At 53.7% G+C, this 26,027-nt stretch carries 20 protein-coding genes; 16 read left to right on the plus strand and 4 right to left on the minus strand.

Going from position 1 to position 26,027, the window contains the following annotated elements:
• Nucleotides 1-300: 300 nt before the first annotated feature.
• The gene (locus tag ACGG90_RS07375; RefSeq protein WP_390407806.1) at nt 301-1,449 is read right to left on the minus strand and encodes an ABC transporter ATP-binding protein; all 1,149 of its coding nucleotides are present in this window, start codon (nt 1,447-1,449) and stop codon (nt 301-303) included.
• Between the two features lie 146 nt (nt 1,450-1,595).
• Between ACGG90_RS07375 and ACGG90_RS07380 the strand changes: the two genes are divergently transcribed.
• From ACGG90_RS07380 to metG, 3 genes are all read left to right on the plus strand, one after another.
• On the plus strand, nt 1,596-2,054 hold the full coding sequence (locus ACGG90_RS07380; protein WP_390407809.1) for an NUDIX hydrolase: 459 nt from the start codon (nt 1,596-1,598) through the stop codon (nt 2,052-2,054).
• Nucleotides 2,051-2,869, plus strand: a complete 819-nt coding sequence (locus ACGG90_RS07385) for a DUF72 domain-containing protein (protein ID WP_390407811.1) — start codon at nt 2,051-2,053, stop codon at nt 2,867-2,869. Before ACGG90_RS07380 ends, ACGG90_RS07385 begins: the two co-directional genes overlap by 4 nt.
• A 304-nt stretch (nt 2,870-3,173) precedes the next feature.
• Nucleotides 3,174-5,150, plus strand: coding sequence for a methionine--tRNA ligase (gene metG, locus ACGG90_RS07390; protein WP_390407813.1), 1,977 nt, complete (start codon nt 3,174-3,176; stop codon nt 5,148-5,150).
• A gap of 51 nt (nt 5,151-5,201) precedes the next feature.
• Here the strand turns inward: metG and ACGG90_RS07395 are convergent, their stop codons facing one another.
• Nucleotides 5,202-6,140 (minus strand): alpha/beta hydrolase, encoded by a 939-nt coding sequence (locus ACGG90_RS07395; protein WP_390407816.1) that lies wholly within the window; start codon nt 6,138-6,140, stop codon nt 5,202-5,204.
• A 91-nt stretch (nt 6,141-6,231) separates the two neighbouring features.
• Here ACGG90_RS07395 and ACGG90_RS07400 point away from each other — a divergent pair, with 91 nt between their 5' ends.
• The 9 genes from ACGG90_RS07400 to ACGG90_RS07440 all read left to right on the plus strand — a co-directional run bounded on the left by ACGG90_RS07400 (nt 6,232) and on the right by ACGG90_RS07440 (nt 18,731).
• Complete coding sequence (locus tag ACGG90_RS07400; protein ID WP_390407819.1) at nt 6,232-6,594, plus strand: MerR family transcriptional regulator; 363 nt, start codon at nt 6,232-6,234, stop codon at nt 6,592-6,594.
• A gap of 43 nt (nt 6,595-6,637) precedes the next feature.
• Complete coding sequence (locus tag ACGG90_RS07405) at nt 6,638-7,189, plus strand: TIGR01440 family protein (RefSeq protein WP_390407822.1); 552 nt, start codon at nt 6,638-6,640, stop codon at nt 7,187-7,189.
• Between the two features lie 437 nt (nt 7,190-7,626).
• Entirely contained in the window at nt 7,627-12,093 is a 4,467-nt protein-coding gene (gene gltB / locus ACGG90_RS07410) for a glutamate synthase large subunit (RefSeq protein WP_390407825.1), read from the plus strand.
• Nucleotides 12,094-12,709: 616 nt separating this feature from the next.
• Nucleotides 12,710-14,167, plus strand: coding sequence for a glutamate synthase subunit beta (locus ACGG90_RS07415; RefSeq protein ID WP_390407828.1), 1,458 nt, complete (start codon nt 12,710-12,712; stop codon nt 14,165-14,167).
• A gap of 167 nt (nt 14,168-14,334) precedes the next feature.
• Nucleotides 14,335-15,111, plus strand: a complete 777-nt coding sequence (locus ACGG90_RS07420) for a TatD family hydrolase (protein ID WP_390407831.1) — start codon at nt 14,335-14,337, stop codon at nt 15,109-15,111.
• On the plus strand, nt 15,108-15,677 hold the full coding sequence (rnmV, locus tag ACGG90_RS07425) for a ribonuclease M5 (protein WP_390407832.1): 570 nt from the start codon (nt 15,108-15,110) through the stop codon (nt 15,675-15,677). Before ACGG90_RS07420 ends, rnmV begins: the two co-directional genes overlap by 4 nt.
• The gene (gene rsmA / locus ACGG90_RS07430) at nt 15,664-16,542 is read left to right on the plus strand and encodes a 16S rRNA (adenine(1518)-N(6)/adenine(1519)-N(6))-dimethyltransferase RsmA (protein WP_390408034.1); all 879 of its coding nucleotides are present in this window, start codon (nt 15,664-15,666) and stop codon (nt 16,540-16,542) included. Before rnmV ends, rsmA begins: the two co-directional genes overlap by 14 nt.
• 135 nt (nt 16,543-16,677) lie before the next feature.
• Nucleotides 16,678-16,929, plus strand: coding sequence for a Veg family protein (locus ACGG90_RS07435; protein WP_390407834.1), 252 nt, complete (start codon nt 16,678-16,680; stop codon nt 16,927-16,929).
• A gap of 491 nt (nt 16,930-17,420) precedes the next feature.
• Nucleotides 17,421-18,731, plus strand: a complete 1,311-nt coding sequence (locus tag ACGG90_RS07440; protein ID WP_390407836.1) for a D-serine ammonia-lyase — start codon at nt 17,421-17,423, stop codon at nt 18,729-18,731.
• A gap of 83 nt (nt 18,732-18,814) precedes the next feature.
• On the opposite strand, the gene ACGG90_RS07445 is transcribed toward ACGG90_RS07440, so the two are convergent.
• Nucleotides 18,815-19,783 carry an alpha/beta hydrolase gene (locus tag ACGG90_RS07445; RefSeq protein ID WP_390407839.1) on the minus strand — a complete coding sequence of 323 codons (969 nt, stop codon included), beginning with the start codon at nt 19,781-19,783 and terminating at the stop codon, nt 18,815-18,817.
• A gap of 166 nt (nt 19,784-19,949) precedes the next feature.
• On the opposite strand from ACGG90_RS07445, the gene ACGG90_RS07450 reads away from it, so the two are divergent.
• Nucleotides 19,950-22,112, plus strand: a complete 2,163-nt coding sequence (locus ACGG90_RS07450) for a glycoside hydrolase family 65 protein (protein WP_390407840.1) — start codon at nt 19,950-19,952, stop codon at nt 22,110-22,112.
• 761 nt (nt 22,113-22,873) lie between these two features.
• Here ACGG90_RS07450 and ACGG90_RS07455 read toward each other — a convergent pair.
• On the minus strand, nt 22,874-23,047 hold the full coding sequence (locus ACGG90_RS07455; RefSeq protein WP_390407843.1) for a hypothetical protein: 174 nt from the start codon (nt 23,045-23,047) through the stop codon (nt 22,874-22,876).
• A gap of 229 nt (nt 23,048-23,276) precedes the next feature.
• On the opposite strand from ACGG90_RS07455, the gene ACGG90_RS07460 reads away from it, so the two are divergent.
• From ACGG90_RS07460 to ACGG90_RS07470, 3 genes are all read left to right on the plus strand, one after another.
• On the plus strand, nt 23,277-23,459 hold the full coding sequence (locus tag ACGG90_RS07460) for a hypothetical protein (RefSeq protein ID WP_390407845.1): 183 nt from the start codon (nt 23,277-23,279) through the stop codon (nt 23,457-23,459).
• A 467-nt stretch (nt 23,460-23,926) separates the two neighbouring features.
• Nucleotides 23,927-24,775: a 4-(cytidine 5'-diphospho)-2-C-methyl-D-erythritol kinase gene (gene ispE, locus ACGG90_RS07465; RefSeq protein WP_390407848.1), complete on the plus strand. Its 849-nt coding sequence runs from the start codon at nt 23,927-23,929 to the stop codon at nt 24,773-24,775.
• A 76-nt stretch (nt 24,776-24,851) separates the two neighbouring features.
• A complete protein-coding gene (locus ACGG90_RS07470) occupies nt 24,852-26,021 on the plus strand; it encodes a DUF2075 domain-containing protein (protein WP_390407849.1) in 1,170 nt (389 codons plus the stop codon).
• The last annotated feature ends 6 nt before the right edge of the window (nt 26,022-26,027 follow it).

Below are 26,027 nucleotides of genomic sequence, written 5' to 3' on the forward strand. Positions count from 1 at the left end.
CGTCCAACTTGATACGAACAATCTCGGGTTGATCTTCGTCCATATAAATACCTCACCATTCTTATGATGAGGTCATGATACCGCTTGGCAATTGAGAGGGATAGGCGGTCTGTTATTAGGTGCTTACGCAAAGAGCGCCTTTGCGTCATCCCATCTTATATCCACCGCTAAAATCGCTTTGCTCCGCTCTGGTACACAAAAACGCCGTCCGATTAACTGGACGGCGCGCATTAAGGGGTATGGGTGGAAAACTACTTGCCGAGTGCGGCATCACCCGGCAAGTCCCAAAGCCTTCTGAAACTATGCCTTAGATTGTTCAACGGTCATGGCTTCTTCAGCTTCTTTAGTCACGATCGCGTTAGTGGTTTCTTTATCAAAGAAGTGAGCCTTGTTGACATCGAAGCCCATCTTAACTTTTTCACCAGGGTTGTGGAAGTCACGGGCGTCAACGGTGGCAACGAAGTCAGTACCGTCAACAGTTGCGTACAGTTGTGAGGTCGCACCCATTAATTCGGAAACGGTAACAACAGATTCAACGGTTTGATCTGGCCAAGTATCCAAGAAGGCTTGTTCAGTATGGATATCTTCAGGACGGATCCCTAAGGTCACGTCTTTATCGTTGTAGCCACGATCGTTCAAGATGTTAGCACGGCCTTCTGGGATGGCGATGTTCAAGCCTTTGCCATCGGAGATGCGGCCGTCTTTGTAATGAACAGCCATGAAGTTCATCGCAGGAGAGCCCATGAACCCAGCCACGAATTGGTTTCTTGGGTTGTCATAAACTTCCGCAGGGGTCCCAATTTGTTGCACTTTACCAACGGACATAACCACAACCCGATCAGCCATGGTCATCGCTTCAGTCTGGTCATGAGTAACGTAGATGGTGGTGGTGTTCAAGCGACGATGCAGCTTGGCGATTTCGGCACGCATAGAAACACGCAGCTTGGCATCCAAGTTGGACAAAGGTTCATCCATCAAGAAGATCGGGGCATCACGCACGATCGCACGCCCTAAGGCAACACGCTGACGTTGACCACCAGACAAGTCGGCTGGCTTGCGGGTCAAGAATTCAGTCAAGCCCAAGATCTCAGCGGCTTCATCGACCCGCTTCTTGATGTCATCTTTGGCGTATTTACGCAACTTCAACCCGAAAGCCATGTTATCAAACACAGTCATATGTGGGTACAAAGCGTAGTTCTGGAACACCATGGCGATATCGCGGTCTTTAGGCGCCACATCGTTCATGACTTTGCCGTCGATCTTCAATTCGCCTTTAGTGATATCTTCCAAGCCGGCGATCATCCGCATGGTCGTGGACTTACCACACCCGGAAGGACCAACGAAAACGATGAATTCCTTGTCCTTAACGTGCAGGTTGATGTCCATAACAGCATCGTGGTCGGCGTGGGGATATTGTTTGTAGATGTGCTCGAGGTCGATTTGAACCATAATATTCACTCCTATCGTAATTTACTTCTTGAGTATACGTGGAAGCGCTTCAACACACACGGGTCAACCTGCACAAAAATGCCCGGCTTTTTTTGCTCATTCTGCCGAAAAGCAAAACGTGCTAGACTACCAATTGAGGTGATCTTATGGCAAAACAATACACCCTAGTCTTAGTCCAAACACCTGATGGCTGCGTGCTGATCAACCGCGCTAAGCCGCCGTATATCGGGTTGTGGAACGCGCTAGGCGGCAAAATCGAAGCAAACGAAACGCCCCAAGCTGGTGCGATCCGCGAAGTGCAAGAAGAAAGCGGCTTGAACTTAAAGCAAATGCACGCCTGTGGCCTTGTGCATTGGTATGTTGACGATCAACTGCGCGGCGACTTGCATTTGTTTGCTGCGACTACTGACGCGCAAGTGGCGCCGAAGATGACGCGAGAAGGGGTGTTGGCCGCTTGGCCGCGCCAGTGGGTCGAAGATGCTGATAATTTGGGTTTAGTGCCGGATCTGCCTGCGATGCTGCCGCTTTTTAAAGCAGGTGTGCCGCGCGAATATGTGTCGCATTTTGTTGGGGAGCGCTTCGTTGACTTGACGGTGGCGCCATGATCGAAGTGGGCTTAACGGCGATCGCCGATCATCCAAGCTTGGCCGCTAATGGCAAAACCAGCACGCTGGCGGACTTGGCGCAATATTTTCCAATTGTAGAAATTGATTCGAGCTTCTATGGTTGTCCCAGTGTGCATACCGTGCAGCAGTGGCAGCAACAAGTGCCGCGTCAAATGCGCTTCATTGTCAAAGCCACGCAGTTGATGACGCGGCATAAAGAAACAGAGGACTTGCTGGGGCAATTCGGCGCGCTGCATGAGGCTTTGACGCCGCTGGCTGAAAGCAATCAACTGGCGGCGGTGTTGTTTCAGTTTCCGCCGTATTTTGGCGTGACTGCGGAGAATGTCCGCTATTTGCGCTTTGTGCGCGCGCAATATCCGAATTGGCCCATCGCTGTGGAGTTTCGCCATGACGGGTGGTACTTGCCGCAATACCGCAAGCAGACGCTGGATCTGTTGACAAGCTTGGCGATGAGTCATGTGGTGGTGTCTGAGCCGCAAACGCCGGCAGGCAGTGTGCCGCTGGTGCCAGTGGCAACGAATTCGGAGCTGACCATTATGCGCTTGCATGGTTTGAATGCCGCTGGGTGGCAAAGCCGCGGGCCAGGGAGCTTTTCGGCGCGCACAAATTATCGCTATACTAAAGAAGAACTGCGCAAGCTGGCGACGGTGGCGCAAGGCTTGAACAGCCAGCATGTGGCGGTGATCTTCAACAATAACGGCGGGCATGATGCGGCAGACAATGCCTTGGCGTTTATCGCGCTGCTGAATTTACATTGGCCGCATTTGGCGCCGCGGCAGCTGGATCTGTTCTAGGCAAATAAAGGGGGAGTTTGGTGATGGTTTATCTGAAATTTGGCACCGGGGAGGCCATGTTGGTGATTGCCGTGGGGATCGTCTTTATGCTTGACATTGTTACTGGTTAGCCGTGGTGGGGCTACGTGCTTTCAGTCGTGGCGACGATAATCGCCTTTTATGGCGGTGCATTGGCGAAGAAACAATAGTACGGCGTGGCTAATCTTTGCTGACAGTCACTTTTTCAGGCGTGAGCATCTATGCTATACTGGATGACATATGGCACTTAAGTAGAAAGTGCAAGGCTGCAGGAGGCACATTATTCATGGCAAAACCAACGTTCTACGTGACCACCCCGATCTATTATCCAAGTGGCAAGTTACATATCGGTAACGCTTATTCAACGATCGCCGCTGACGTGATCGCCCGCTACAAGCGCCTGATGGGTTACGATGTCTTCTTTCTGACCGGGACCGATGAACACGGCTTGAAGATCGAGCAGAAGGCTGACGCATTAGGCATCACCCCGCAGGCTTATGTCGACGGCATGGTGGCGCAAATCAAGTCCCTGTGGAAGCTGCTTGAAATCACCAACGACAAGTTCATCCGCACCACTGATGAAGAACACGTCAAGGCTGTGCAGAAAATCGTCGAACGCTTGATCAAACAAGGCGACGTGTATCTTGGCGAATACACTGGCTGGTATTCAGTTGAAGACGAAGAATACTTCACCGAACCGCAATTGGCTGAAGTTTACCGCGACCAAGACGGCAAAGTGATCGGCGGCAAGGCGCCATCAGGCCATGAGGTGCAATTGGTCAAAGAAGAATCTTACTTCTTCCGCATGAGCAAGTACGCCGATCGCTTGTTGAAGTACTACGACGAGCATCCTGACTTCATTCAACCAGTTTCCCGCAAGAAGGAAATGATCAACAACTTCATCAAGCCCGGCTTGGAAGACTTGGCGATGAGCCGCACCAGCTTCAACTGGGGCGTGCCGGTGCCGGAAAACCCGAAGCACGTGGTTTACGTGTGGGTCGACGCCTTGTTGAACTATATCACCGCGTTAGGTTATGGCAGCGAAAACCACGACTTGTTTGACAAGTATTGGCCAGCTGACATCCAATTGATCGGCAAGGAAATCGTGCGCTTCCACACGATTTATTGGCCGATCATGTTGATGGCGCTGGGTCTGCCGATTCCCAAGAAGATCTACGGTCATGGCTGGTTAGTCATGAAAGACGGCAAAATGTCCAAGTCCAAAGGCAACGCTATTTACCCAGAAATGCTGGTTGAGCGTTACGGTTTGGATGCCTTGCGCTATTATTTGATGCGCGCGATTCCTTTTGGCAGCGATGGCATTTTCACACCGGAAGACTTCATCGACCGCATCAACTTCGACTTGGCCAACGACTTAGGCAACTTGTTGAACCGTACCATTGCCATGATCAACAAGTATTGCGGCGGCAAGGTGCCAGCTTTGGCCTCTGGCGTGACGCCGTTTGACCAGGACTTGGAGCAAACCGCGGCTGATGTCATCGGCGCTTACAACGGCTTGATGGATAACTTACAGTTCACCGACGCGATGGATACCACTTGGAAGTTAGTGGCCCGCGCCAACAAGTACATCGACGAAACCGAACCTTGGAACTTGGCCAAAGACCCGGCCAAAGCTGACCAACTGGCTTCAGTGATGGCGCACTTGGCCGAAAGCCTGCGCCTGATCGCTTTGCTGATTCAACCGGTGATGACCCATGCGCCAAAGCAGATCTTCGGTCAATTAGGCTTCGACGATCAAGACGAAGCCCAAGAAACGCTTGAATGGGGCAAGCTGCCGGCTGGCGTGCAAGTGATCGCCCAAGGCACGCCGATTTTCCCACGCTTGGATGCTGAAGCTGAAGTCGCTTGGATCAAAGCGCAAATGACCCCGCCTAAGGCCAAAGCGACGGTTAAAGACGAAGACCGCAAGCCGGAAATCGACTTTAACGCCTTTGACAAGTCTGAGATCCGCGTGGCGGAGATCTTACAAGTCGAGAAGGTCAAAGGCGCCGACAAGCTGTTGAAGTTCACCTTGGATGCCGGGGATGAAGGCACGCGCCAGATCCTCAGCGGCATTGCCAAGTACTACCCGCACTTTGAAGAGCTCAAAGGCAAGAAAGTCATGGCTGTGGTCAACTTGAAGCCGCGCAAGCTGCGCGGGGAGATGTCTGAAGGCATGTTGCTGTCTTCTGAAGACAGCAAAGGCAAGGTCACCTTGGTCATTGTGCCTAACGAAATCGAAAACGGCAGCCTGATCGGCTAGCCTAACCACAAAAGCACCGCCATCCGAATTCGGATGGCGGTGCTTTTTGCGTTAAGCCAAATGGGTCTTGAAGAAGCTGTCGATTTTGTCAAACGGAATGATGTCCGTTTTGTCGTAAAGATCCATGTGATGGGCACCAGGCACAATGTACAACTCTTTAGGTTCTTTGGCGAGTTGGTAAACGTGTTCGGGGATGACCTTCAGCGGCGCGTGCTCGGCGGCAATCAACAAGATCGGCCGCGGACTGATCCAATCCAAATGCGTCAACATCGGGAAGTTCAGCAGCGGCAAATAGCTCGTTGCGGTAATTTGCGTGGTGTCTAACGGATGATAAGCCCGCGGGGTGCGGTAATATTCATACAAGTCCCAAGTTTCGGCATCGACTTGGGCCTTTTCCAGTTGTACCGGGGCAAAAGGCGCCCCTAACGCCGGATGGTCCCCGGCAAAGTCCAAATCGCGCTGCACGGCCAGATCTGCCAGCATTCCGGCGCGCTGGGTGTCATCCAGATTGCTGAAATCAGACGGGTTGTACATGCTGACGGTAGCCACAGCCTTGATTCGCGTGTCGACTTGGGCGGCGCTTAAGAAATAGCCGCCACTGGCACACACGCCTAAAGCCCCAATTTGTTCAGCGGCCACATAACGCAGCGTGCGCAGGTAATCGACTGCGGCGCTGACGTCTTCCACATAGATCTCAGGTGAATCCAAGTTGCGCGGCATGCCGCCGCTATAGCCGGTGAACGAATAATCAAAGGCGATGGTCACAAAGCCGCGCTTGGCCAATTCATTGGCGTAAAGGCCAGAGGTTTGTTCCTTGACTGTGGTGTTGGGCCCGCCTAACACCAACCCCGGATGTGGGGTATTGAGATCCAGATCCTTGCGGGTGTACAAGTCGGCTGAAAGCTTGATGCCGTAACGATTGTGGTACTGCACCGAGGTGCGTTTGACTGCTGGATCAACTTTAAAAATGTAATTTCCGTATTGTGCCATTGCGTTATCCTCCTAGAATGAACTTGTCTAATCACTGGTACTAGGCTAACATATCACCTAAAGTGCACTTGAGGTCAAGGAGGAAATACGCGTGAATTTAAGTATCGGCCAAGTGGCCAAACAGTTGAACTTACCGGTTTCAGCGATCCGTTATTACGACAATGCCGGCTTGATCCCAGGTTTGAGGCGCAACGCCGCAGGCAAAAGGCAATTCAATGATGCCAACTTGTTGATGTTAGAAACCGTCAACTGCCTGCGCGAAACCGGCATGCCGATTCGAGACATCAAGCATTATGCGGATTTGGTGCGGCAAGGTCCAAGCACCCATGAAGCGCGTCACCAGTTGCTGGTTGATCAACAAGCCCAAGTCCAACAACAAATCGCTGATTTACAAAAGAACCTGCATTACCTAGGCGACAAGCTGACTTATTATGATCAACACCCGCAAGTGTAAGCTGCGGCGTTTGTGCTAGAATAGGCGCAAGGGGTGAAATGACATGATCACACAAGAAGCATTACAAACCCAATTGGGCCAAACCATGGAAGAAGTCTTGGCGGCGGCCAAGTTGCAACCAGGCGATTTGTTCGTGTTAGGCTGTACCACCAGCGAAGTCGTTGGCGGCCAAATCGGTCAAGCCTCCAATCCCACTGTCGGGCAGTGGATCGTCGATACGATCTTGGCCAAGTTGGCGCCGCTTGGGGTCGACTTGGCGGTGCAAGGCTGCGAGCATATCAATCGCGCTTGCGCCATTGAACGCGCCGTGGCGATCAAGCGCGGCTATGAAATCGTTAATGTCGTACCTGGCTTGCATGCCGGCGGGTCGTGCTCCATGGCGGCATTCAAGACGTTCAAAGATCCTGTAGAAGTTGAGCACATCACAGCTCAAGCCGGGCTTGATATCGGCGACACCAGCATCGGCATGCATGTGCAATTTGTCCAAGTTCCAGTGCGGCCAACGCATAAAGAACTCGGCGGCGCCCACGTCACCGCCTTGCGTTCGCGGCCGAAATATATCGGCGGTCAGCGCGCTCAATATTTGCAACTGTAGATTCCTAAGCGGCCAAGCAGCCGCTTTTTGTTTGGCTAAGTTTTACTTCAAAAATATTGAATGGTTGATCTGGTTGCTTCAACGAAACACGATGGTCGGGCCCCTTGCATGTTAGGTTTGTGCAAAGTGCTATAACACCATACGCAGCAAAGGCTAAGCGTTGAATTTACGTGTGCTGTCAGCCGCAAATTATGTGTGGTTTCGGCGCTTAAACAAAGGCCAAGTCAGCTAATCTAACATGATTTTCAAATCATGTTAGTAAACCTGACAATTAGCACAATCCGCGCCTAAGTTGTTACTGTTAATCTATCGAAAATGTTGTGCCATTCATTCTACTTGCCTGATTTTTCACCTCAAGCAACTTGCAATCTGAAAATTCGATGAGTAAACTAAGCCTTAAACTCACGTGTTTTTAAAATTTGTTAGAGGTGAACGGAATGCGGCATAATCAAGAAACGATGTATGATCCAGAGTTCGAACACGCCGCGTGTGGCATGGGGTTCATCACCCAAATCGATGGGCGGGCCTCGCATGCCTTGGTTGAGCGGGCATTGGTGATGCTGGCGCGGATGAACCACCGCGGCGGCACCGGCGCAGAACCGGATACCGGTGACGGGGCTGGGATCTTGATGGCGATGCCAGACAGCTTCTTCCGCAATTACGCAGCAGAACAAGATTTTGATTTACCGAAATTCGGCGATTACGCCGTGGGCAACTTCTTCTTGCCTCAAGATGCTGAAGGCGAAGCGGCAGTGATGAAAGCCTTAGGCGACGCTGTGGTGGCGCGCGGCTTTCGGGTGTTGGCTTGGCGGTCGGTGCCATATTTATACGAAGCTTGCGGGCCCACTGCTCAACAAGTGATGCCAAGTTTCAAGCAGCTGATCGTGGCCCGTCCTGACGCCGTTGACGCCGGGCGCGAATTCGAAGACGCCTTGTTCAAGCTGCGCCGGCAATTAGAGCAGCTTTTTGCCGCCAATGACTTCACGATCGTCTCCTTATCCAGTCGCACGATTTGCTACAAAGGGATGCTGCATGCTTATCAAGTTGGGCAATTCTACCCAGACTTGCATGACGAAACCATGCAGTCATCGATTTGCCTGATCCACTCGCGCTTCTCTACCAACACCTTCCCCAGCTGGGATCGGGCTCAACCGTTCCGCTACTTGGCGCATAACGGTGAAATCAACACGTTAAAAGGCGCCGAAAACTGGATGGCGTCTAACAACATCCCGGTTTACAACGAAGACGACTCCGACTCTGCCAAGTTGGAAAACTGCATGGAATATCTCTACCATCACGGCCGCGATATCCCGCAAGCCTTGCTGATGATGATGCCAGAAGCTTGGGGCGAAGGTACCGGTATTCCAGCTAAGCAGCGCGCTTTTGACGAATATAACGCCAGCTTCATGGCGCCTTGGGATGGTCCAGCGGCGATTTGCTTCACCGACGGCATTCAAGTCGGCGCAGCGCTTGATCGCAACGGTTTGCGCCCAAGCCGCTACTTATTGACCAAAGACAACATCATGGTCGTGGCTTCTGAATCCGGCGTGTATGACGTCGCGCCTGAAGACTTAGTCGACAAAGGGATCCTCGGCCCGGCTGAAATGCTTTTAGTCGATACCAAAGAACACAAGGTTTATCACACCCAAGACATCAAAGACAAGTACGCCGATGCGCATCCTTATCAACAATGGCTGGATGATAACCAGCTGACCTTAGACAAAGTCCCAGAAGCAGACGTGCAAGAGAACCTGACTGACGACAGCTTAGAAACCTTATGGCGCCGGCATGGCTACACAGAAGACATCATCCAAGATGCCATCATTCCCATGGCTACCAAAGGCGAAGAACCAATTATCTCAATGGGCTTTGATTCCCCGTTGGCCGTGTTGTCCAGCAAGCCGCAAAGTCTCTTCACTTACTTCAAGCAGCAATTTGCCCAAGTTACCAACCCGCCAATCGATGCGATTCGCGAGCAGCTGGTGATCGGCACTGAAGTCTTCATCGGCCCAGATGCTGATGTCGCCACTGACGATCCCGCCAATGCGCGCAAGATCAAGTTGGATTCGCCAATGCTGACGACTTCTGCTTTTGAGAAGCTGCGCCATTTGGACACCGACGGCTTTCATGCGGTGGAATTATCCGTGTGCTACGCCAAGTCTGATCGCCAACACCGCCTGCAACAAGCCTTAGACGACTTGTTTAGAGCCGCAGAAACGGCCATTGATGGCGGCAAGAACTTATTGATCTTAACGGATCGCGACGCCGGCAAGTCCAAGCTGGTCATGCCGGTCCTGTTGGCGGTATCCGGCTTGAACAACTATTTGGTGCGCAAAGGCAAGCGCGGCCGCGCCTCGATTTTAGTCGACACCGGCGAAGCGTGTGAAGTGCACCATTACGCCGCTTTGATGGGCTATGGTGCCAGCGCCATTCATCCATATGGCGTGTACGCCACCTTGAAAGCTTACGGCATGGGCGATGACGCCTTAGAAACCTATCGTCATGCCGCTGAAAAAGGCATTGTCAAGGTCATGAGCCGCATGGGGATCTCGACGATCACCGGTTATCAAGGCGCCCAGCTGTTTGAAGCAGTTGGGTTGGCGACCCCGGTGGTTGAAGAATACTTCACCGGCACCCAAAGCCGATTAGGCGGCATCGGCTTGGATCAAATCGAAGCGGAATACTTAGCCCGCTATGAGCGCGCATTTGGCCCGAAAGCCAAATACGACCTGCCAAGCGGCGGCTCCTTCAAATACCGTGCAGAAGGCGAACACCATTTGTACAACCCGCGCACCATTTACAAGTTCCAACGGGCGGTACGCTTAGGCGATTACAAGCTGTACCAAGAATACGCCAAGGAAATGCACGAAGAGGAATTGTCTGACCCAACCACTTTGCGCTCCTTGTGGCACATTCACGCGGATCGGCCAAGCGTGCCGTTATCCGAAGTCGAACCAGTCAGCGCCATTGTGCGCCGCTTCAAATCCGGGGCGATGAGTTACGGCTCGATTTCTGAAGAAGCCCACACCACCATTGCCGAAGCGATGAACCGCTTAGGCGCCAAGTCCAACTGTGGTGAAGGCGGCGAACCGCGCTGGCGCTTCAAGACCCAAGGCCAGAAGCGTGACGTGAACTCCAAGATCAAACAAGTCGCTTCTGCGCGCTTTGGGGTCAACACCGAATACTTGATGCACGCTGAAGAAATTCAAATCAAAGTGGCCCAAGGCGCCAAGCCTGGGGAAGGCGGCCAATTACCTGGCACCAAGAACTTCCCATGGGTCGCTGAAGTCCGCGGTTCCGTGCCTGGGGTGCGGTTGATCTCCCCGCCGCCGCATCATGATATTTATTCCATCGAAGACTTGAAGCAGTTGATCTATGACCTTAAGCAAGTCAACCCAGACGCAGCCATCACTGTCAAGCTGGTTTCCTCCACTGGGGTCGGCACTATCGCCACCGGCGTGGTTAAAGCCGGCGCTGATAAAGTCGTGATCTCCGGTTACGACGGCGGCACTGGCGCCGCACCGCGCAACTCTGTGCGTGATGCTGGTTTGCCATGGGAAATGGGCTTGTCTGAAGCTCATCAAACCTTGGCGATGAACCGCTTGCGCCAACGCGCTGTGTTGGAAACTGACGGCAAGCTGATGGATGGCCGCGATGTGGCCGTTGCCATCATGCTTGGCGCTGAGGAGTTCTCTTTTGCCTCTTTGGTCTTAGTTTCCATCGGCTGCATCATGATGCGGGTATGCTCTTTGAACACTTGCCCAACCGGCATTGCCACGCAGAACCCGGCGCTGCGCAAGTTCTTCATCGGCAAGCCTGAATATGTTATCAACTGCATGAACTTCATTGCCGAAGACTTGCGTGAAGAAATGGCCCGCTTAGGCTACCGCACTGTCGATGAAATGGTCGGCCATGTGGAACACTTACAGCCGCGCTTCACCGCCACTGGTAAAGCCAAAACGCTGGACTTCTCACGGATGTTGTCCAAGACTTATGGCATCCAGCGCAAAGTCGCAGATCCTTTCAAGCCAGCCGACGAACGGCCTGCGTTGAACGCTTTTGCCGCAAGTGCGGTGCATTCTGATGAGCACACGGTGATCCGCGGTACCATCAACAACGTGGATCGTTCAGCAGGCGCACGGATCTCTGGTTGGCTGGCCAAGCGTTTCTCTGATGATCATTTGCCAGATGATCGCTTGACCTATGAATATACCGGGGTCGCTGGCCAATCCTTCGGCGCTTTTGCTGCAGAAGGATTGACGCTGCGCTTGATCGGCGAAGCCAATGACTATGTGGGCAAGTCCTTGTCTGGCGGCCGCTTGATCGTTCAAGCGCCAAAAGAAGCCGCAGCCTTATATGCCAACGCACCGATTGTTGGTAACGTGGCCTGCTTTGGTGCCACCAGCGGCGAAGCTTACTTCAACGGCCGCGCCGGCGAACGTTTCGCTGTGCGCAACTCTGGGGCCAGCGTCGTGGTTGAAGGCATCGGCGATCATGGTTGTGAATACATGACCGGCGGGACAGCCGTGATCTTAGGCTCAACTGGCCGCAACTTCGGCGCCGGCATGTCTGGCGGGGTCGCTTATGTTTACGATCCAGAACACAAATTGGCGCACAACGCCAACATGGACATGATCGAGTTCTTCAAGATCGGCGAAACTGCCGGTGATGAAGTCTTGCATGACCTGGTCGTGAAGCACGCTCGTTACACCAACAGTGCCAAGGCCTTAGAACTCTTGGCCAGCTGGGATCAAGCCCAAAAAGACTTCGTGAAGGTTTATCCTAAAGAATTCCACCGCATGAACGACTTGATGGCCGATTTAGCCAAGCAAGGCGTTGCGCAGAAGGATTTGGAACAAGCCGCGTTTGATGAAGTCATGGGCCCACAGCCAACGGTGAAGTAACCAGAGCCCAGAGCGGAGTGGCGCGTACTTAGCAGGTCAGGTAGCCTAGCTATCGCGCTTGAGGCGTACTTTGCCTCGAGTGCGATAGCGTAGCTAACTGTACCTGCGTTGCGCCACGCAGCTCGACGATGACCTAACCTGGCCGGAACCGGTAGGCGGCGGGCATTGAGGCTACGCTCAGATGGCGTGGAACGTGGTGGGCGGCGAGCGAGCTAACTCGACAACTCCGCTTCGCTGCGCCTGTCGAGTGGATCTCGCTCGCGCGCCTTCTTCTAGGCGCCTCCGTGCTGCGCACTCCGTTGCCAAGAAGAACGACACCACTGACGCCATCTGAGCTCCGCCTCAATGCCCGTCGCCTGCCGGTTCCTTCTGAATTCGTATCAGCAAACCTAAGTGGTGCGCGGATACAAGTTTTGTGGCAACGGTGAAACGTAGCAGCATGAGTCGTCGTGGCGCTAGGATGAGTATAAAAACCTTGGCATCATGGCTGTTCTGTACTTGAACGCTATGAATCGTCATTGATTTCAAAGCATCGCTCGCTGCCGTTTTGCTTCATTTTCCTTTGGTTAATTCCAGCTGATCAATCACACGCGCGTCAAAACAGGAGGACATGAAGATGTCAGATCCCTTCGGATTTATGAAATATACGCGCAAGGACAATCCTTGGCGCGACCCCAAGACTCGCATCTTGGACTTTAATGAAATGGAGATGCCTTTGTCAGAGAAGGATCGCCGTGAGCAGGCGCTGCGCTGCATGAATTGCGGCGTGCCGCATTGCCATGTCGGCTATGCCTACGCCGGCGGCAAGGCGGTGTCAGGCTGTCCTAACGACAACTTGATTCCTGAATGGCAAGACTTCATCGGCCGCAACGAAGACAAGCGGGCCTTCCAGCGCTTGACGCTGACCAATCCGCTGCCTGACTTCACCGGCCATGTGTGCCCGGCGCCTTGTGAGGTGTCGTGTAACGAAGCCTTGAACAACAAGGGCATCACCATTCGCAATAATGAACGCTTCATCATCGATCAAGCCTTCAAGTATGGCTGGGTCGAAGAATCTGGCCGCCCAACGCATCGCAACGGCATTAAAGTCGCCATTGTCGGCTCTGGCCCGGCTGGGTTGACTGCCGCATGGCGCTTGAACCAATTAGGCTATGACGTCACGGTGTACGAAGCCGCCGACAAGCCAGGTGGTTTGGTGATGTATGGCATTCCCAACATGAAGCTGCCTAAAGAAGACGTTGAACGCCGCATTGCGGTGATGGAAAAAGTCGGCGTCCACTTTATCTGCAACACTCGCGTTGGCGTCGACATTTCCGGTGATGCACTACAAGCCAAATACGCTCGCGTCTTGTTAGCCATTGGCGCGCGCATGCCGCGTGAACTCAACGCCCCTGGCCGCGAATTGGCAGGCATTGAACAAGCCTTAGACTTCTTGACTGAAGCCACCAAGGCTGTTGAGAAAGAAGGCACTGCCGCCAACACTAAGCTCGCCGGCAAGAAAATCGTGGTCGTTGGCGGTGGCGACACCGGTAACGACTGCATCGCCACGTCTTTGCGCTTAGGCGCCCGTGACATCTTGCAATTGGAAATCGTGCCAGCTGCCCCTAGTCAACGCCCAGACAACAACCCCTGGCCAGAATGGCCGCGGACGCAGCGCATTGGTTATGGCCAAAGCGAATACGCCGAATTGTCTGACAAGCCGCTGACCCGTTTTGCCCACACGATCACGCAGTTCCATGGTGACAACGGCAAACTCAAGGCCATTACCATCAACGAAGCCGATCACTTCCAGCCGGTTGCCGGCACGGAAGTCACCGAAGACGCTGATTTGGTTTTACTGGCGATGGGCTTCACCGGCGCCGACAGCAGTGTCTTTGATGACTGCGGCGTACACAAAGTCTATGACGATTACAAGACTGACAACGAACAAGTTTACGTTGCTGGCGATGCCAAGCGGGGACCATCATTGGTCATTTGGGGCATTCGCGAAGGTCGCATGGCGGCTGAAGCCATTCACCAGTCACTTAGCTCTGCAGCAGAGCTGGCTCCGGCGGTTGCTGGCAAACGCGCATAATCACAGGCTGTGACCCCAAGCGGTTGCGCCAATCACACAAGCAACGCTGCACCACGATTGGATCTTTTGAATCGCGGTGCAGCGTTGTTTGCGTGACTTGGCGTCGTGTCTTTGACGATTTTGTGTATAATAGGGAAGTTGATAAGACAGATGCATAAGGAGATAATATGCAGATTTTTGATTCACATACACATTTGAATGACACGCCATACGCCGTCCAAGAAGCCGCGTATGTGCAACAAGCAGCCGACCTTGGTGTGGTCAAAATGGCCATTGTCGGCTCAGACACCGCACTAAACGCTGGGGCATTGCGGCTGGCCCGCGAGTTTCCCAACCTGTACGCGATCGTGGGCTGGCATCCGGAATCAAGCAAAGATTACACCAAGGAAGCGGAAGCCTTGCTGCTCAAGCAGCTGGCGGAACCCAAAACCGTGGCGCTTGGCGAAATCGGCTTGGATTATCATTGGGACACCAGCCCCAGAGAGATCCAGCGCCGTGTGTTCAAGCGGCAATTGGCCATTGCCCGCGACTTGCACATACCGGTGTCGATTCACAGCCGCGATGCTTTCGAAGACAGCTATGACATTCTCAAAGCCGCCCATATCGAAGACTTCGGCGGCATCATGCACTCCTTCACCGGCAATGCCGAGTGGGCCAAGAAGTTCTTGGATTTGGGGATGTACATCTCATATTCTGGGATCGTGTCGTTTAAGAATGCGCCGGAAGAACACGAATCCGTGGCGGTGATCCCGCAAGACCGCTTGTTGGTGGAAACAGACGCGCCGTATTTGACGCCGACGCCATACCGCGGCAAGCCCAATCAACCAGCTTACACGCGCTATGTGGTGGAGGCGGTGGCCAAATACCGCGAAGATTCTGCCGAAAATATTGCTGCGATCACTTGGCGCAATGCGCATCATATCTTTAATTTGGGGGACAAATGAGCAAGTTCAAACAGATCATCGTCGTGGAAGGCCGCGACGATACCAAGCGCTTGACGGAAACTTTTGGGCCGATCGATACCATTGAAACCAATGGCAGCGCGATTTCTGAAGCGACTTTGGCGTTGATCGCCAAGGCGCAAGCCACCCGCGGGGTGATCGTGTTAACGGATCCGGATTTTCCCGGCACTAAGATCCGCAACACGATCACCGCGGCAGTGCCTGGGGTGACCCACGCGTTCTTGCCGCGCAAAGATGCCGCGCCTGATCGCGCCCATCAAAGCCTAGGGGTGGAACACGCCACGCCGGCTGCGCTTAAAGAAGCCTTGTCGCATTTGATCGTGGAAACCCCAGACGCCAAGGCCTTGATCGATTCGGCTGACTTGTACACAGCAGGGCTGATCGGCGGGCCTGATGCGGCCAAGCGCCGCGCGCGTTTAGGTGATTTGCTGCATATCGGCTACGCCAACGGCAAGCAATTGCAAAAGCGCCTGCGCCAGTTCAACATTACCCAAGCTCAACTCGGCCAAGCCTTGCAGACGATGGCCAAGGAGGATCAACATGCCTGAACATATTGCCAACCCGTCGCGCACCGCGGCGATCCTAAAGCGCCACGGCTTTACCTTCAAGAAAAGCCTCGGCCAGAACTTCTTGACCAACCCGACGATTTTGCAAAATATCGTCGATGCGGCAGAATTAACGCCGGCTGATGACGTGATCGAAGTCGGCCCTGGGATCGGTGCACTGACCCAATTCATCGCCGAAAACAGCCATCATGTGCTGGCCTTGGAAGTCGACGGGCGCTTGTTGCCGGTGCTTGCAGAGACGCTGGACGGTTATTTGAACGTTGAAGTGGTGTTGGAAGACGTCTTGAAAGCCGACTTGCCGGCGCTGGTGGCAGCGCATTTTGACGGGAAGCACCAGCTGAAGGTGGTGGCTAACTTGCCGTATTACATCACCACGCCGATTCTCACGCACCTGATGCGCTCACAATTGCCTTTCGCCAGCCTCACGGTGATGATGCAAAAGGAAGTCGCCGATCGCTTGACCGCCCAGCCGCATTCCAAAGATTACGGCAGCTTGACCATCGGCATCCAGCAGTTCATGAACGTGGCGGTGGCCTTTGAAGTCAAGCGTACCAACTTCGTGCCGGCGCCGAATGTGGATTCCGCCATTGTCACGTTGACGCGCCGTCAGACCCCGTTGGTCACGCCTAAAGACCAAGCCGGTTTTGACCGCTTGGTGCGCGGGGCGTTTGCCGCTCGGCGCAAGACGCTGTGGAATAACTTGCAGAATCTTTACGGTAAAGCCAACAAACCCGCGCTGCAACAGGCTTTAGACGCTTGTGGTGTCGACGCGACCAAGCGCGGTGAGGCGTTATCGATCCAAGAATTCGCCGCTTTAGCCGATGCCTTGAGTGCAAGCGGTTTTTAAGCAAGGCTGAGAACCTAAAAATTTGGTGAAAACGTTGATGCAGCGCGCATTTAATAGTTGCGTAAAAAGAGTTTGAATGGTATAATTGCATTTTTTTGCCGATTGTAGTATGATGTTAACTAAGAGGTGAAATGCATGCCAATGACTCTAGCAAGCATCAAGCAACAACTCGACGATAAAATCGGCGAGAATCTCACTGTCGTCGCCCAAGCAGGACGCAAGAAGGTCACCCGCCGTAAAGGGACGCTGAAGGAAACTTATCCAGCGATCTTCGTTGTCGATCTTGACCAGGACACCAACGCGTTTGAACGTGTTTCTTATAGCTACGCCGATCTGTTGACCAAATCGATCCAGATCACATTCGAAGACGAAGCCCAAGTATCCTAAGATCAGCCATGTTGCACTGTTGCACATGGCTTTTTTTGTATCCAGAGCGAAAAAAACCAGAGCGGAGTGGCGCGCACTTAGCAGGTCAGGTAGCCTAGCCCTCGTGCTTGTGGCGTACTTTGCCGCGAGTACGAGGGCGCAGCTCGACGAAGACTACAGTCGTATAGTGCGGGGACTTGATTGACGAGAGGGCCAAGCAGGTGTCTCTTCGGCGCGCGGTTTGACAAGACCGGCTGAGTCCAACTGATTAATTTGATGTCACGTTCTATGCCAATAAATGTAGCGTCTGCGCATGATTTGTTTTATCATAAACAATGATCAATTACGGGATGCACCAAAGTTTGGCAACAGCTGCTGAGGCGCATTGCCCATTAACAATCTTAGAGTTCCCCGCCAGACAAGTGGTGGCCGCTATTTGCGACCGCCGCTTGTTTTTTTTCGGATCGCGCAAGTCGTGCTTAAGGGTGGGGAAACTGGTCAAGGAGGACAATATGATAAACGTTGCAGAATTAGCTGCCAAATATCCGGTGGTTAAGGATTTAGCCGCGCAGAAGGAAACCCTATGGATCAATCCTGATTATGGCAAGGCTGCCGATTTGGGACTTACGCGTGCCGATTTGTTTGATGCTTCGGCGCGCTTTGAACGGTTTGCCCCGTACATGGCAGTTGCGTTTCCTGAAACAGCCGCAACAAATGGGATCCTGGAATCACCATTGCGTCGGCTGAAGGCCATGCAAGCTGACGTGATTAAGCGTGAAGGTTATGCTTTGCCTGGCGATTTGTACCTGAAAGCTGATAACGAACTGCCTATCAGTGGGTCCATTAAGTCCCGAGGCGGCATTTATGAAGTGCTCAAAATCGCTGAACAGGTGGCCATTGACCACAAGATGCTGGTTTACGGCGATAATTACGCCAAGCTCAACGCGCCTGAATTTAAGCACTTGTTCAGTCAGTATGGAATCGCAGTGGGTTCGACTGGGAACTTAGGGTTGTCCATCGGCATCGTGGCCGCCAAGCTTGGCTTCAACACCACTGTGCATATGTCCAGAGACGCAAAGCAGTGGAAGAAGGATACTTTGCGTTCAGTCGGCGTCAACGTGGTCGAATACGATGGCAGTTTCACCAAAGCCCTCAGCACCGGCCGCGCACTTGCGGCCAAGGATCCTTCCGTTTTCTTCATTGATGATGAAGGCAGCAAGGACCTCTTCTTAGGTTACGGGGTCGCAGCCATTCGCCTGCAAAAGCAGCTGCGGGACCAACATATTCCGGTAGACGCTGACCATCCGCTTTTTGTTTACCTGCCAGCTGGCGTCGGTGGTTCCCCTGGCGGTACGACATTCGGCTTAAAGCAGATCCTGGGCGCGCACGTCCACACGATTTTTGCAGAACCGACCCATGTGCCATCAGTTGTGCTGGGGATGGCGACTGGCATGAACGAAGGCATCTCCGTTTACGACATCGGTCTTGATGGGCTGACTGAAGCAGACGGACTGGCCGTTGGTCGGCCATCGCGGCTGGCCGGGCGCGTGATGAAGACGCTGTTGATGGGGATCGCCACTTTCAACGATGATCAGGTGATGGCATATACCGCCGAGATGATGGACACTGAAGACATCAAGCTCGAGCCTTCTGCCACTGCAGGGTTTGCTGCCATGGCGGCAAGTCAGCAATACCTGAGCAAGCACTTTGATATGCAGAATGCGACTCACATTGTTTGGGCCACAGGCGGGATGCTTGTGCCGCAAGCCGAACACCAACGCAACTATCAAATCGGCGAAGCCTTGCTGAAGCAAAGCAAGTAGCGGTTTTCGTCCAGATCGTGATGAAGACACAAAGCAGCCCCACGCTTGTCAGCCGCATGGCTAAGCAAGTGTGGGGCTGCTTTTTAATGATTGGCGTTGCTAAAATATTGTTCGGTGGCCTGCTTGAAGGCATTCTGCCAGGCTGTAGTGGCCTGCTTAGCAATCGCTGATTTGGGCGCAATGATGTCGACGCCGTGAAACCAGCCATCGTAGACATCGCAGTGCGCAGGCACACCGGCAGCTTGCAGATGCTTGATGTAAGTCAGCGTTTCCTGATAGAACGGTTCGATGGTGCCAACAAAAGTATAAGTCGGCGGCAAATTGCGATAGTCAGTCGCGCGAGCAGGGGCGGCGTACGCTTCAAGGTCAGGAGCGCGGTACTTATCACCAAGATACAGCTGCCAGGCCTGCTCATTGCTCTTCGTATTCCAGACTGGCGCGTCATTGTCGGCTGATGATTCCGTTGGCCGATCATCAAGCATCGGGTAAAGCGGCATCTGAAACGCAATTGGAATGCCGCCTTTGTCCCGCGCGTAAAGGGTCAACGCCGCGGTTAAGCCGCCACCGGCGCTGTCACCGGCCACAAACAGCTGCTTGGGGTTAATGCCCAGCGTTTCATGATGAGCTTGCAGCCACTGCAGCGCCAGATAAGCATCATCGAGGGCTGCTGGGTATTGGTGCTCAGTTGATAGGCGGTAATCCGGCAAGACAACCACAGAGTTGCTGACAGCCAGGACTTTGCGAGCATAGGCCAAGTCGATTTCTGGCAGTCCCATCGCATAGCCGCCGCCATGGAGCCAAAGCACACCAGTGGCCATTGGCTTAGGATGCAGCGGGGAAGCGACAAGGATCCGCAGTTGGGTGCCATCCGGGCGCTGGGCCCAGTGCTGCTCGACTTGCATATCCTTGGGAAAGCGGCCTTTGACGGTATGGTTCATGATCCAGTTGCCGCGGCGGAAGAATTTGGCGTTCATCGATGGCACCAGTTTGCGAATGATCGTGCCGATTCTGCGGACGTCTGGGTGAATTTGATTATTTGTAATTTTGGACATTGAATTTCCCCTTTCGCTTCCATGATAGTTGCTAAAGGCACCGCTTAACAGCAAAAATTATTCCCGCTTAGCCCAATTGTGAACTGCGCTGTGATGGTCTTTTGAAGCAACTGTGACATATTCGGGTCAACTCGTGTTACCATAACCGGTGAAAAGAGGCATTGTGATGGCTGAACAGAACGATATACTCACCTTGGATGCGGTAACCAACCGTGATCCGGCATATCTGGAGACGATTTTCTCATTGGGTAATGGGCACTTTGGCTTGCGGGCCGGCGACGTCTTGACGCCTAGCGCGACGGCAGGCACCATCGTCAATGGCTGGTATGAAACGGCGCCGATCCAATATGGCGAAGCGGCGTATGGCTATGCGACCATGCACCAAACGACCATGGCGCTGCCTGATTTGCGCGTGATTACCTTGCGCGATGCTGCCGGGGCACGTTTTGCCACCACCGCGATGCGCAGCAAAAAGTTGAATCTGGCCACTGGCGAGTTGGTGGAAACATGGGATGCGGCCACTGCCAGCGGCGAGCAGTTGACGGTGCAATTAAGCACAGTGCTTGAACAATCCGGTGGGCGCTTGGCGGCGCTGCGCTACAAGTTCACATCAATCAATTACACTGGCGCGTTGATGATCACCAAGTCCTTGGCGCTTTCGGCAGCCACTGGGCCAAGTGTTGATCCGCGCAAAGCAACGCTATTGGCGCCGCTGGCGATGGAAACCAAGCGGCTTGATGCCAAGACACTGGTGGGGATCATCCGGACGCGGCACAGTCAACAAACGCAGCTGATCCAGCTGCGCACCGATGCTGGTTTGTCAGCGGTCGCCGACATGGTGCCAGGGGCCAGCTTCGATTATTCAGTAGTGGCGGTGGTCAATGCGCTGAATGATTTGACGGTTGCGCCGGCCAAGCCAGCGGTGCGGGCGCTGGTTGCTTCAGTGACGCAAACGGCTCAGCAATATTGGGCAGCGTTCTGGCAGCACAGTGCCACAACAATTGATGGGGCACCTGAATTGGATCGCGACTTGCATTATAACTTGTTTCAATTGGCCAGTGCTGCCGGCCAAGACGGCCGGACCAACATCGCCGCCAAGGGCTTATCTGGTACCGGTTATGAAGGCCATTATTTCTGGGATACCGAGATGTATATGTTGCCGTTTCTGACCTACACCAATCCGCAAATCGCCAAGCGGCTCTTAGAATTTCGCGCGCGGATCTTGCCGCAAGCCAAAGTCCGCGCCCGCACTGTTGGCGTGAGCAAGGGGGCCTTATTTGCTTGGCGCACGATCAACGGCGAAGAAGCCAGCGCATATTTTCCTGCCGGCACGGCGCAATACCATATCGACGGGGATGTCGCCTATGCGGTCAACCGCTATTGGGAAGTGACTGGTGATCGTGAATTCATGGCCGCTACCGGTTTGGAATTAATGGTGGAAACCGCGCGCTTCTGGGCGGCGTTTGGCAGCTGGAGCACTAGACAAGGGCATAAAACCTTCGAGTTCTTTGCTGTTACCGGTCCTGACGAATACACGGCAATGGTGAACAACAATTACTACACCAATCGTTTGGCCAAGTTCAACCTCAGTCAAGCGGCGGCGTTGGCGCGTGAGTTTGCGCCTGCGGCCAAGCGGCTTGAAGTCAGCACAGACGAGCTGGCCGCTTGGGAGCGGATGGCGGCAGCGGTGTTCTTGCCGTATAGCGAAGCTAAGCAGATCAACGAGCAAGACGACAGTGCCTTCCACAAACCGATTTGGCCATTTGATCAAACCCCTAAAGACCACTATCCGCTGTTATTGCACTACCACCCCTTGGCGATTTATCGCTATCAAGTCAATAAGCAAGCCGATACCTTGTTGGCGGATTATTTATTTGATGATGTGCCGGCTGCGCAGCTCAAGCGGGAGTATGCCTATTATGAAGCCATCACCACCCATGATTCTTCGTTGTCGCGCTCAATTTTCTCAGCGCTGGCAGCGCGCATGGGGGAAGGTGAGAAGGCGTATCGCTACTTCATGGATACCGCAGCGATGGATCTGGTGGACTTGCAGCGCAATGCCGCAGACGGGCTGCACGTCGCCAACCTTGGCGGCAGCTGGCTCAGCTTGGCCACCGGCTTTGGGGGCCTGTCAATCAAAGCCGGTATGTTGACGGTGACCAATCATCTGCCCAAGCAGTGGCAAGGCTTGACGTTGCGGCTGCAATTTCACGGCCGGCTGTTGGCAATCGAGTATCGCCATACTGGCACTACCGTCACGCTGCTTGAAGGTGAGGCCTTGCCGGTGATTGTTGATGGCACTAAGCGAGTCGTTGCGATGGCGCAATGATAGACGGCTAGGCTACCCGACCCGCTAAGGGCACGCCACTCCGCAGTCGTATAAGGCGGGGACTTGATCGAGGAGTGGTTTTGGTCAGGCCCGGACAGGCATTGCTGCGGCGCGCGGCAAGCGTCGGCGCAGGCTGTGCGGCCGGCTTCAACCACGCAAAGTGCGCGTGTTTTACGCCTAAGAATTTAGCCGTGCGCTCGCTTTGCTCACCTGCACGTCTAAATTCTTACCGCGATCAGTGACGCGAGCCAAGCACAAACCGCTTGTCTCACGACGCTGATCGTTTCACGGCCTGACCGACGCTTACCGCGCGCCTCCGCAACGCCTGTCCTACATGATCTATATCAGGAGAATCAGCAGTGCGACGGAGATACTAAGATGCCCTGCGATCACCAGCCATGGCGGCTAATGATCGTAGGGCACTTTTTTTGATAGTCTTGGTGATTGGTCGCGCAAGGACAATCAATATTCTTGTATCGAAAGCCCATCGATCAAGTTTTCATATTCCGCGGCTGTCAACAAGCGGCCGTGGGCAACAACGACACCGTCTATCACGACCACCGGAAAATATGCTGCCCCTTGAACAGACGCCTTGTAGCGAGCCTGGCTGATTTAACCACCTGCAGAATCAGGTGGATGCCTTTGGTCGGCAAGAGTTGATTTGCGGCGAGTTGCGTAAAAAGTTGCCATTCAGCCGAGTGTTCGCCTGGTAATACACAACTGGTAATTTGCATGATGTCAACATCACCTCACTGGCGGAGTTAAGCGGCTTTTCGCAACTGCAGCGTGATCAGCATTGCTACGAACCCGACGATGATCACGGTAAATCCAAACTCGCGGTGGCCAGTCAAAACCAGCACCAGCCCGCCGATCGCGGAAAGTACGGTTGTCAGCCAGGTGCCAATGATCAGCCGCCGCTTGATGATTGCGCTCATATTGTTGCCTCCCTTAAGTTAAAGTCGATCGATATTTGCTTGAGCACGTGTTGTTAATATTTTTGTATCCGGTTACAATTTGCTGTGTGACTTGTTGCTGACCTGGATGTTAAGTGGGTGCATGGAGAGCTTGTCACGCGTAGTATAGCAAATTCAGGTAGGTAAAGACACATAAAAGATCGTTGAACAAAGCGCTGGATGTTCACTGGGGCATATAAAGGAGATCTTTGTGAAAAAGTACAATAAGCGAGGCAGATTAAGAACCATCCTGTTGGTAGTCGTTGTGGTCATTGTGATCGAATTGAAGTTTATGTTGACCCAGTATTCTCCTGTATGGTGGCTGGTTACCGGGGGCGTGATCTTGGTTTGGGTCATTGCGGATCAGATACTCAAGCGGCGGATGCAGCAGTAGGCGTTGACGAAGGCGCGCCGCGTTGCTCTGGGCATCGTCGAGCTGCGTGGCGCAACGCGGGTGCGGCTAGCTACGCCGACGCACTCGAGGCAAAGGGCGCCTCAAGCACGCCGGCTAGGCTACCCGACCCGCTAAGTGCGCGCCACTTCGCTCTGGTCTTTCGTCGAGCTGCGTGGCGCAACGCGGCGTGATATAAGTCGTGACGCCACTTGGGCAAAGAGCGCCCAAATGTCATCCCGCCTTATATCCATCGCTAAGTGCGCGCCACTTCGCTCTGGTCATCGTCGAGCTGCGCAAAGCAACGCGATTGCGTGTAAGCTGTCCCGAGCTTATGGCAAAGCCCGCCATTAGCTCAGGCCATCTTACACACATCGCTAAGCCCGCTTTGCTCCGCTCTGGGCTTTTTTGCCGTGTTTGCCAGAAACGGGTATACTATAAAGTAAATTCGAAACGAGACTGGTGGTTGTATGGCGATTATCCAAAAAGCCCCGGCCAAGATCAACCTAAGTCTGGACGCGCTGTATCGCCATCCTAACGGCGAACACGAATGGCGGATGGTGATGGCGTCGGTGGATTTAGCCGACTACGTTCACATCTGGCCGCATCATTCGCTGCGCGTGACTACAGACACTGGATTCCTGCCGGAAGACCCGCGCAACCTCGCGTACAAGGCCGCGATGGTACTGCGCCAACACGCAGGCGTTAACTTAGGCGCCAAGATCCATATCGAGAAACATATCCCCGTCGCCGCAGGCCTTGGCGGCGGCTCCAGCGATGCCGCGGCGGTGCTGCGCGGCCTCAATGAGTTGTGGGGGCTGCATTATAGTCTAGCGCAACTGGCCCACATCGGCTTGGCAGTCGATTCCGATGTGCCATATTGCGTCTATTCGCAAACAGCGCTGGTTACCGGCCGCGGCGAAGTGGTGGAGCCATTAGGCGGTTTGCCGAACTTCTGGGTGGTATTGGCCAAGCCCAAAGCTTCGGTGTCCACACCAAGCATTTTGAATGCCTTGGATTATACCAAAGATATTCCGCGGCCTAATACTGACGCCGTAGTCGCCGGGGTGAAAAGCCGCGATTTTGGCTTGATGACGCGCGGCATGGCTAACAGTCTGGAGCATTTGACTGCGCGGCGGTATCCGGAAATCACCGAACTCAAAGCCCGCTTCTTGCGCTTCGGGGCCCAAGCGGCGCAAATGTCCGGTTCCGGCCCTACAGTGTTTGCCTTGTGTGAGAAACACACGCGGGCGGTACGGGTGTACAACTCGATGAAAGGTTTCTGCCCGGAAGTTTACTTATTGCGTCCGTTAACGTAAGGCCCATGGCAGCATGGGCTGTTTGTTTGCCATCATTGTTTCACGTGAAACAATTGCCACAAAGTGAGGTGCACCAATGGATCTGAGTCAGTCAACGTTTATGTTAAGCCAAAGCGCGCAACTCACTGCGGCACAACAAGCCCTTACCGCGCGCATCGAAGCCTTTATCCAAGCGCACAAGCATGATGAACAAGCCGCGGTGTTTGTACTGTCAGGCGACGCCGGCTCTGGCAAAAGTGTCGTCTTAAACGCGGTGTTTACCAAATTGCGGCAGCCGGGGATGCATCTGCTGGTGAATCACAACGAAATGCTTAAAGTTTACAAAGAAGTTGCCGCCATCACGCCGAATGTCTTAAAGAAAGACTATGAAAAGCCCACGCCTTTTATCAATCGTATGACTAAGCAGCATCAACGTGCGTCGGTGGTGTTCGTTGATGAAGCGCAGATGTTGCTAAGTCATGCCGATCCTTTTAACGCCTATCGCGGCGACAATCAGCTCAGCGATTTGATGCGCTTGGCCCATGTAGTGGTGCTGGTCGAAGACTTCCACCAAGTTGTGAAATTTAAGAGCCACTGGGATGAGGCTTTGTTGACGAAAACCTTGGCGGGACACGTAGTCGAATTTGCCAGCCTGCATCAGCAAATGCGCATGCAAGACCCGCAAGTCAGCAATTGGATTAATGCTTTCATTACCAAGCGCCAGCTGCTGCCCATGCCGCATCCGCAAGCTTACGACCTGCGCGTGTTTGACGATGGGGTGCCGCTGTATGATTGGGTCAAAGCCCATGATGCAAAAGCTGGCCTTTCTCGCATGATCGCCACTACCGACTTTCCGTTTCGCGTGTTTGGCGCGCGCACCTGGTGGGTCGACGCCGGGCGCTTGCATTTGCCATGGGACAAGATCAACTTCACCGATCGCCCTTGGGCCAGCCGGCCGGAGACTTTGCATGAAGTCGGGTCGGTTTACACGATCCAAGGCTTTGATTTGAATTACGCCGGCGTGATCTTAGGGCCGAGTTTGGATTATGACCCAGTGGCCAAAAGGCTCATTGTCGATTCGACGCGCTTTGAAGATCAAGAGGCGCTGCGCCGCCGCGAAGGCTTAGGGGAGGCTGAGAAAGAAGCGGTGATCTTAAATGTCGCCAATATCTTAATGAAGCGCGGCCGTAAAGGTCTAGGCCTGTATGCGGTGAACCCGTGCTTAGAGAAAGAATTATTGCGCTGCTTTGGCAAACGACGTCGTTAGTGCGCC

Source organism: Lacticaseibacillus jixiensis (assembly GCF_042847315.1).
Classification (GTDB): Bacteria; Bacillota; Bacilli; order Lactobacillales; family Lactobacillaceae; genus Lacticaseibacillus; species Lacticaseibacillus jixiensis.

Bases quoted from the DNA above. Each gene is read 5' to 3' on its own strand.
- ACGG90_RS07375 (WP_390407806.1), bottom strand. From the start codon at position 1,449: ATGGTTCAAATCGACCTCGAGCACATCTACAAACAATATCCCCACGCC.
- ACGG90_RS07380 (WP_390407809.1), top strand. From the start codon at position 1,596: ATGGCAAAACAATACACCCTAGTCTTAGTCCAAACACCTGATGGCTGC.
- ACGG90_RS07385 (WP_390407811.1), top strand. From the start codon at position 2,051: ATGATCGAAGTGGGCTTAACGGCGATCGCCGATCATCCAAGCTTGGCC.
- metG (WP_390407813.1), top strand. From the start codon at position 3,174: ATGGCAAAACCAACGTTCTACGTGACCACCCCGATCTATTATCCAAGT.
- ACGG90_RS07395 (WP_390407816.1), bottom strand. From the start codon at position 6,140: ATGGCACAATACGGAAATTACATTTTTAAAGTTGATCCAGCAGTCAAA.
- ACGG90_RS07405 (WP_390407822.1), top strand. From the start codon at position 6,638: ATGATCACACAAGAAGCATTACAAACCCAATTGGGCCAAACCATGGAA.
- gltB (WP_390407825.1), top strand. From the start codon at position 7,627: ATGCGGCATAATCAAGAAACGATGTATGATCCAGAGTTCGAACACGCC.
- ACGG90_RS07415 (WP_390407828.1), top strand. From the start codon at position 12,710: ATGTCAGATCCCTTCGGATTTATGAAATATACGCGCAAGGACAATCCT.
- ACGG90_RS07420 (WP_390407831.1), top strand. From the start codon at position 14,335: ATGCAGATTTTTGATTCACATACACATTTGAATGACACGCCATACGCC.
- rnmV (WP_390407832.1), top strand. From the start codon at position 15,108: ATGAGCAAGTTCAAACAGATCATCGTCGTGGAAGGCCGCGACGATACC.
- ACGG90_RS07435 (WP_390407834.1), top strand. From the start codon at position 16,678: ATGCCAATGACTCTAGCAAGCATCAAGCAACAACTCGACGATAAAATC.
- ACGG90_RS07440 (WP_390407836.1), top strand. From the start codon at position 17,421: ATGATAAACGTTGCAGAATTAGCTGCCAAATATCCGGTGGTTAAGGAT.
- ACGG90_RS07445 (WP_390407839.1), bottom strand. From the start codon at position 19,783: ATGTCCAAAATTACAAATAATCAAATTCACCCAGACGTCCGCAGAATC.
- ACGG90_RS07450 (WP_390407840.1), top strand. From the start codon at position 19,950: ATGGCTGAACAGAACGATATACTCACCTTGGATGCGGTAACCAACCGT.
- ACGG90_RS07455 (WP_390407843.1), bottom strand. From the start codon at position 23,047: ATGAGCGCAATCATCAAGCGGCGGCTGATCATTGGCACCTGGCTGACA.
- ispE (WP_390407848.1), top strand. From the start codon at position 23,927: ATGGCGATTATCCAAAAAGCCCCGGCCAAGATCAACCTAAGTCTGGAC.
- ACGG90_RS07470 (WP_390407849.1), top strand. From the start codon at position 24,852: ATGGATCTGAGTCAGTCAACGTTTATGTTAAGCCAAAGCGCGCAACTC.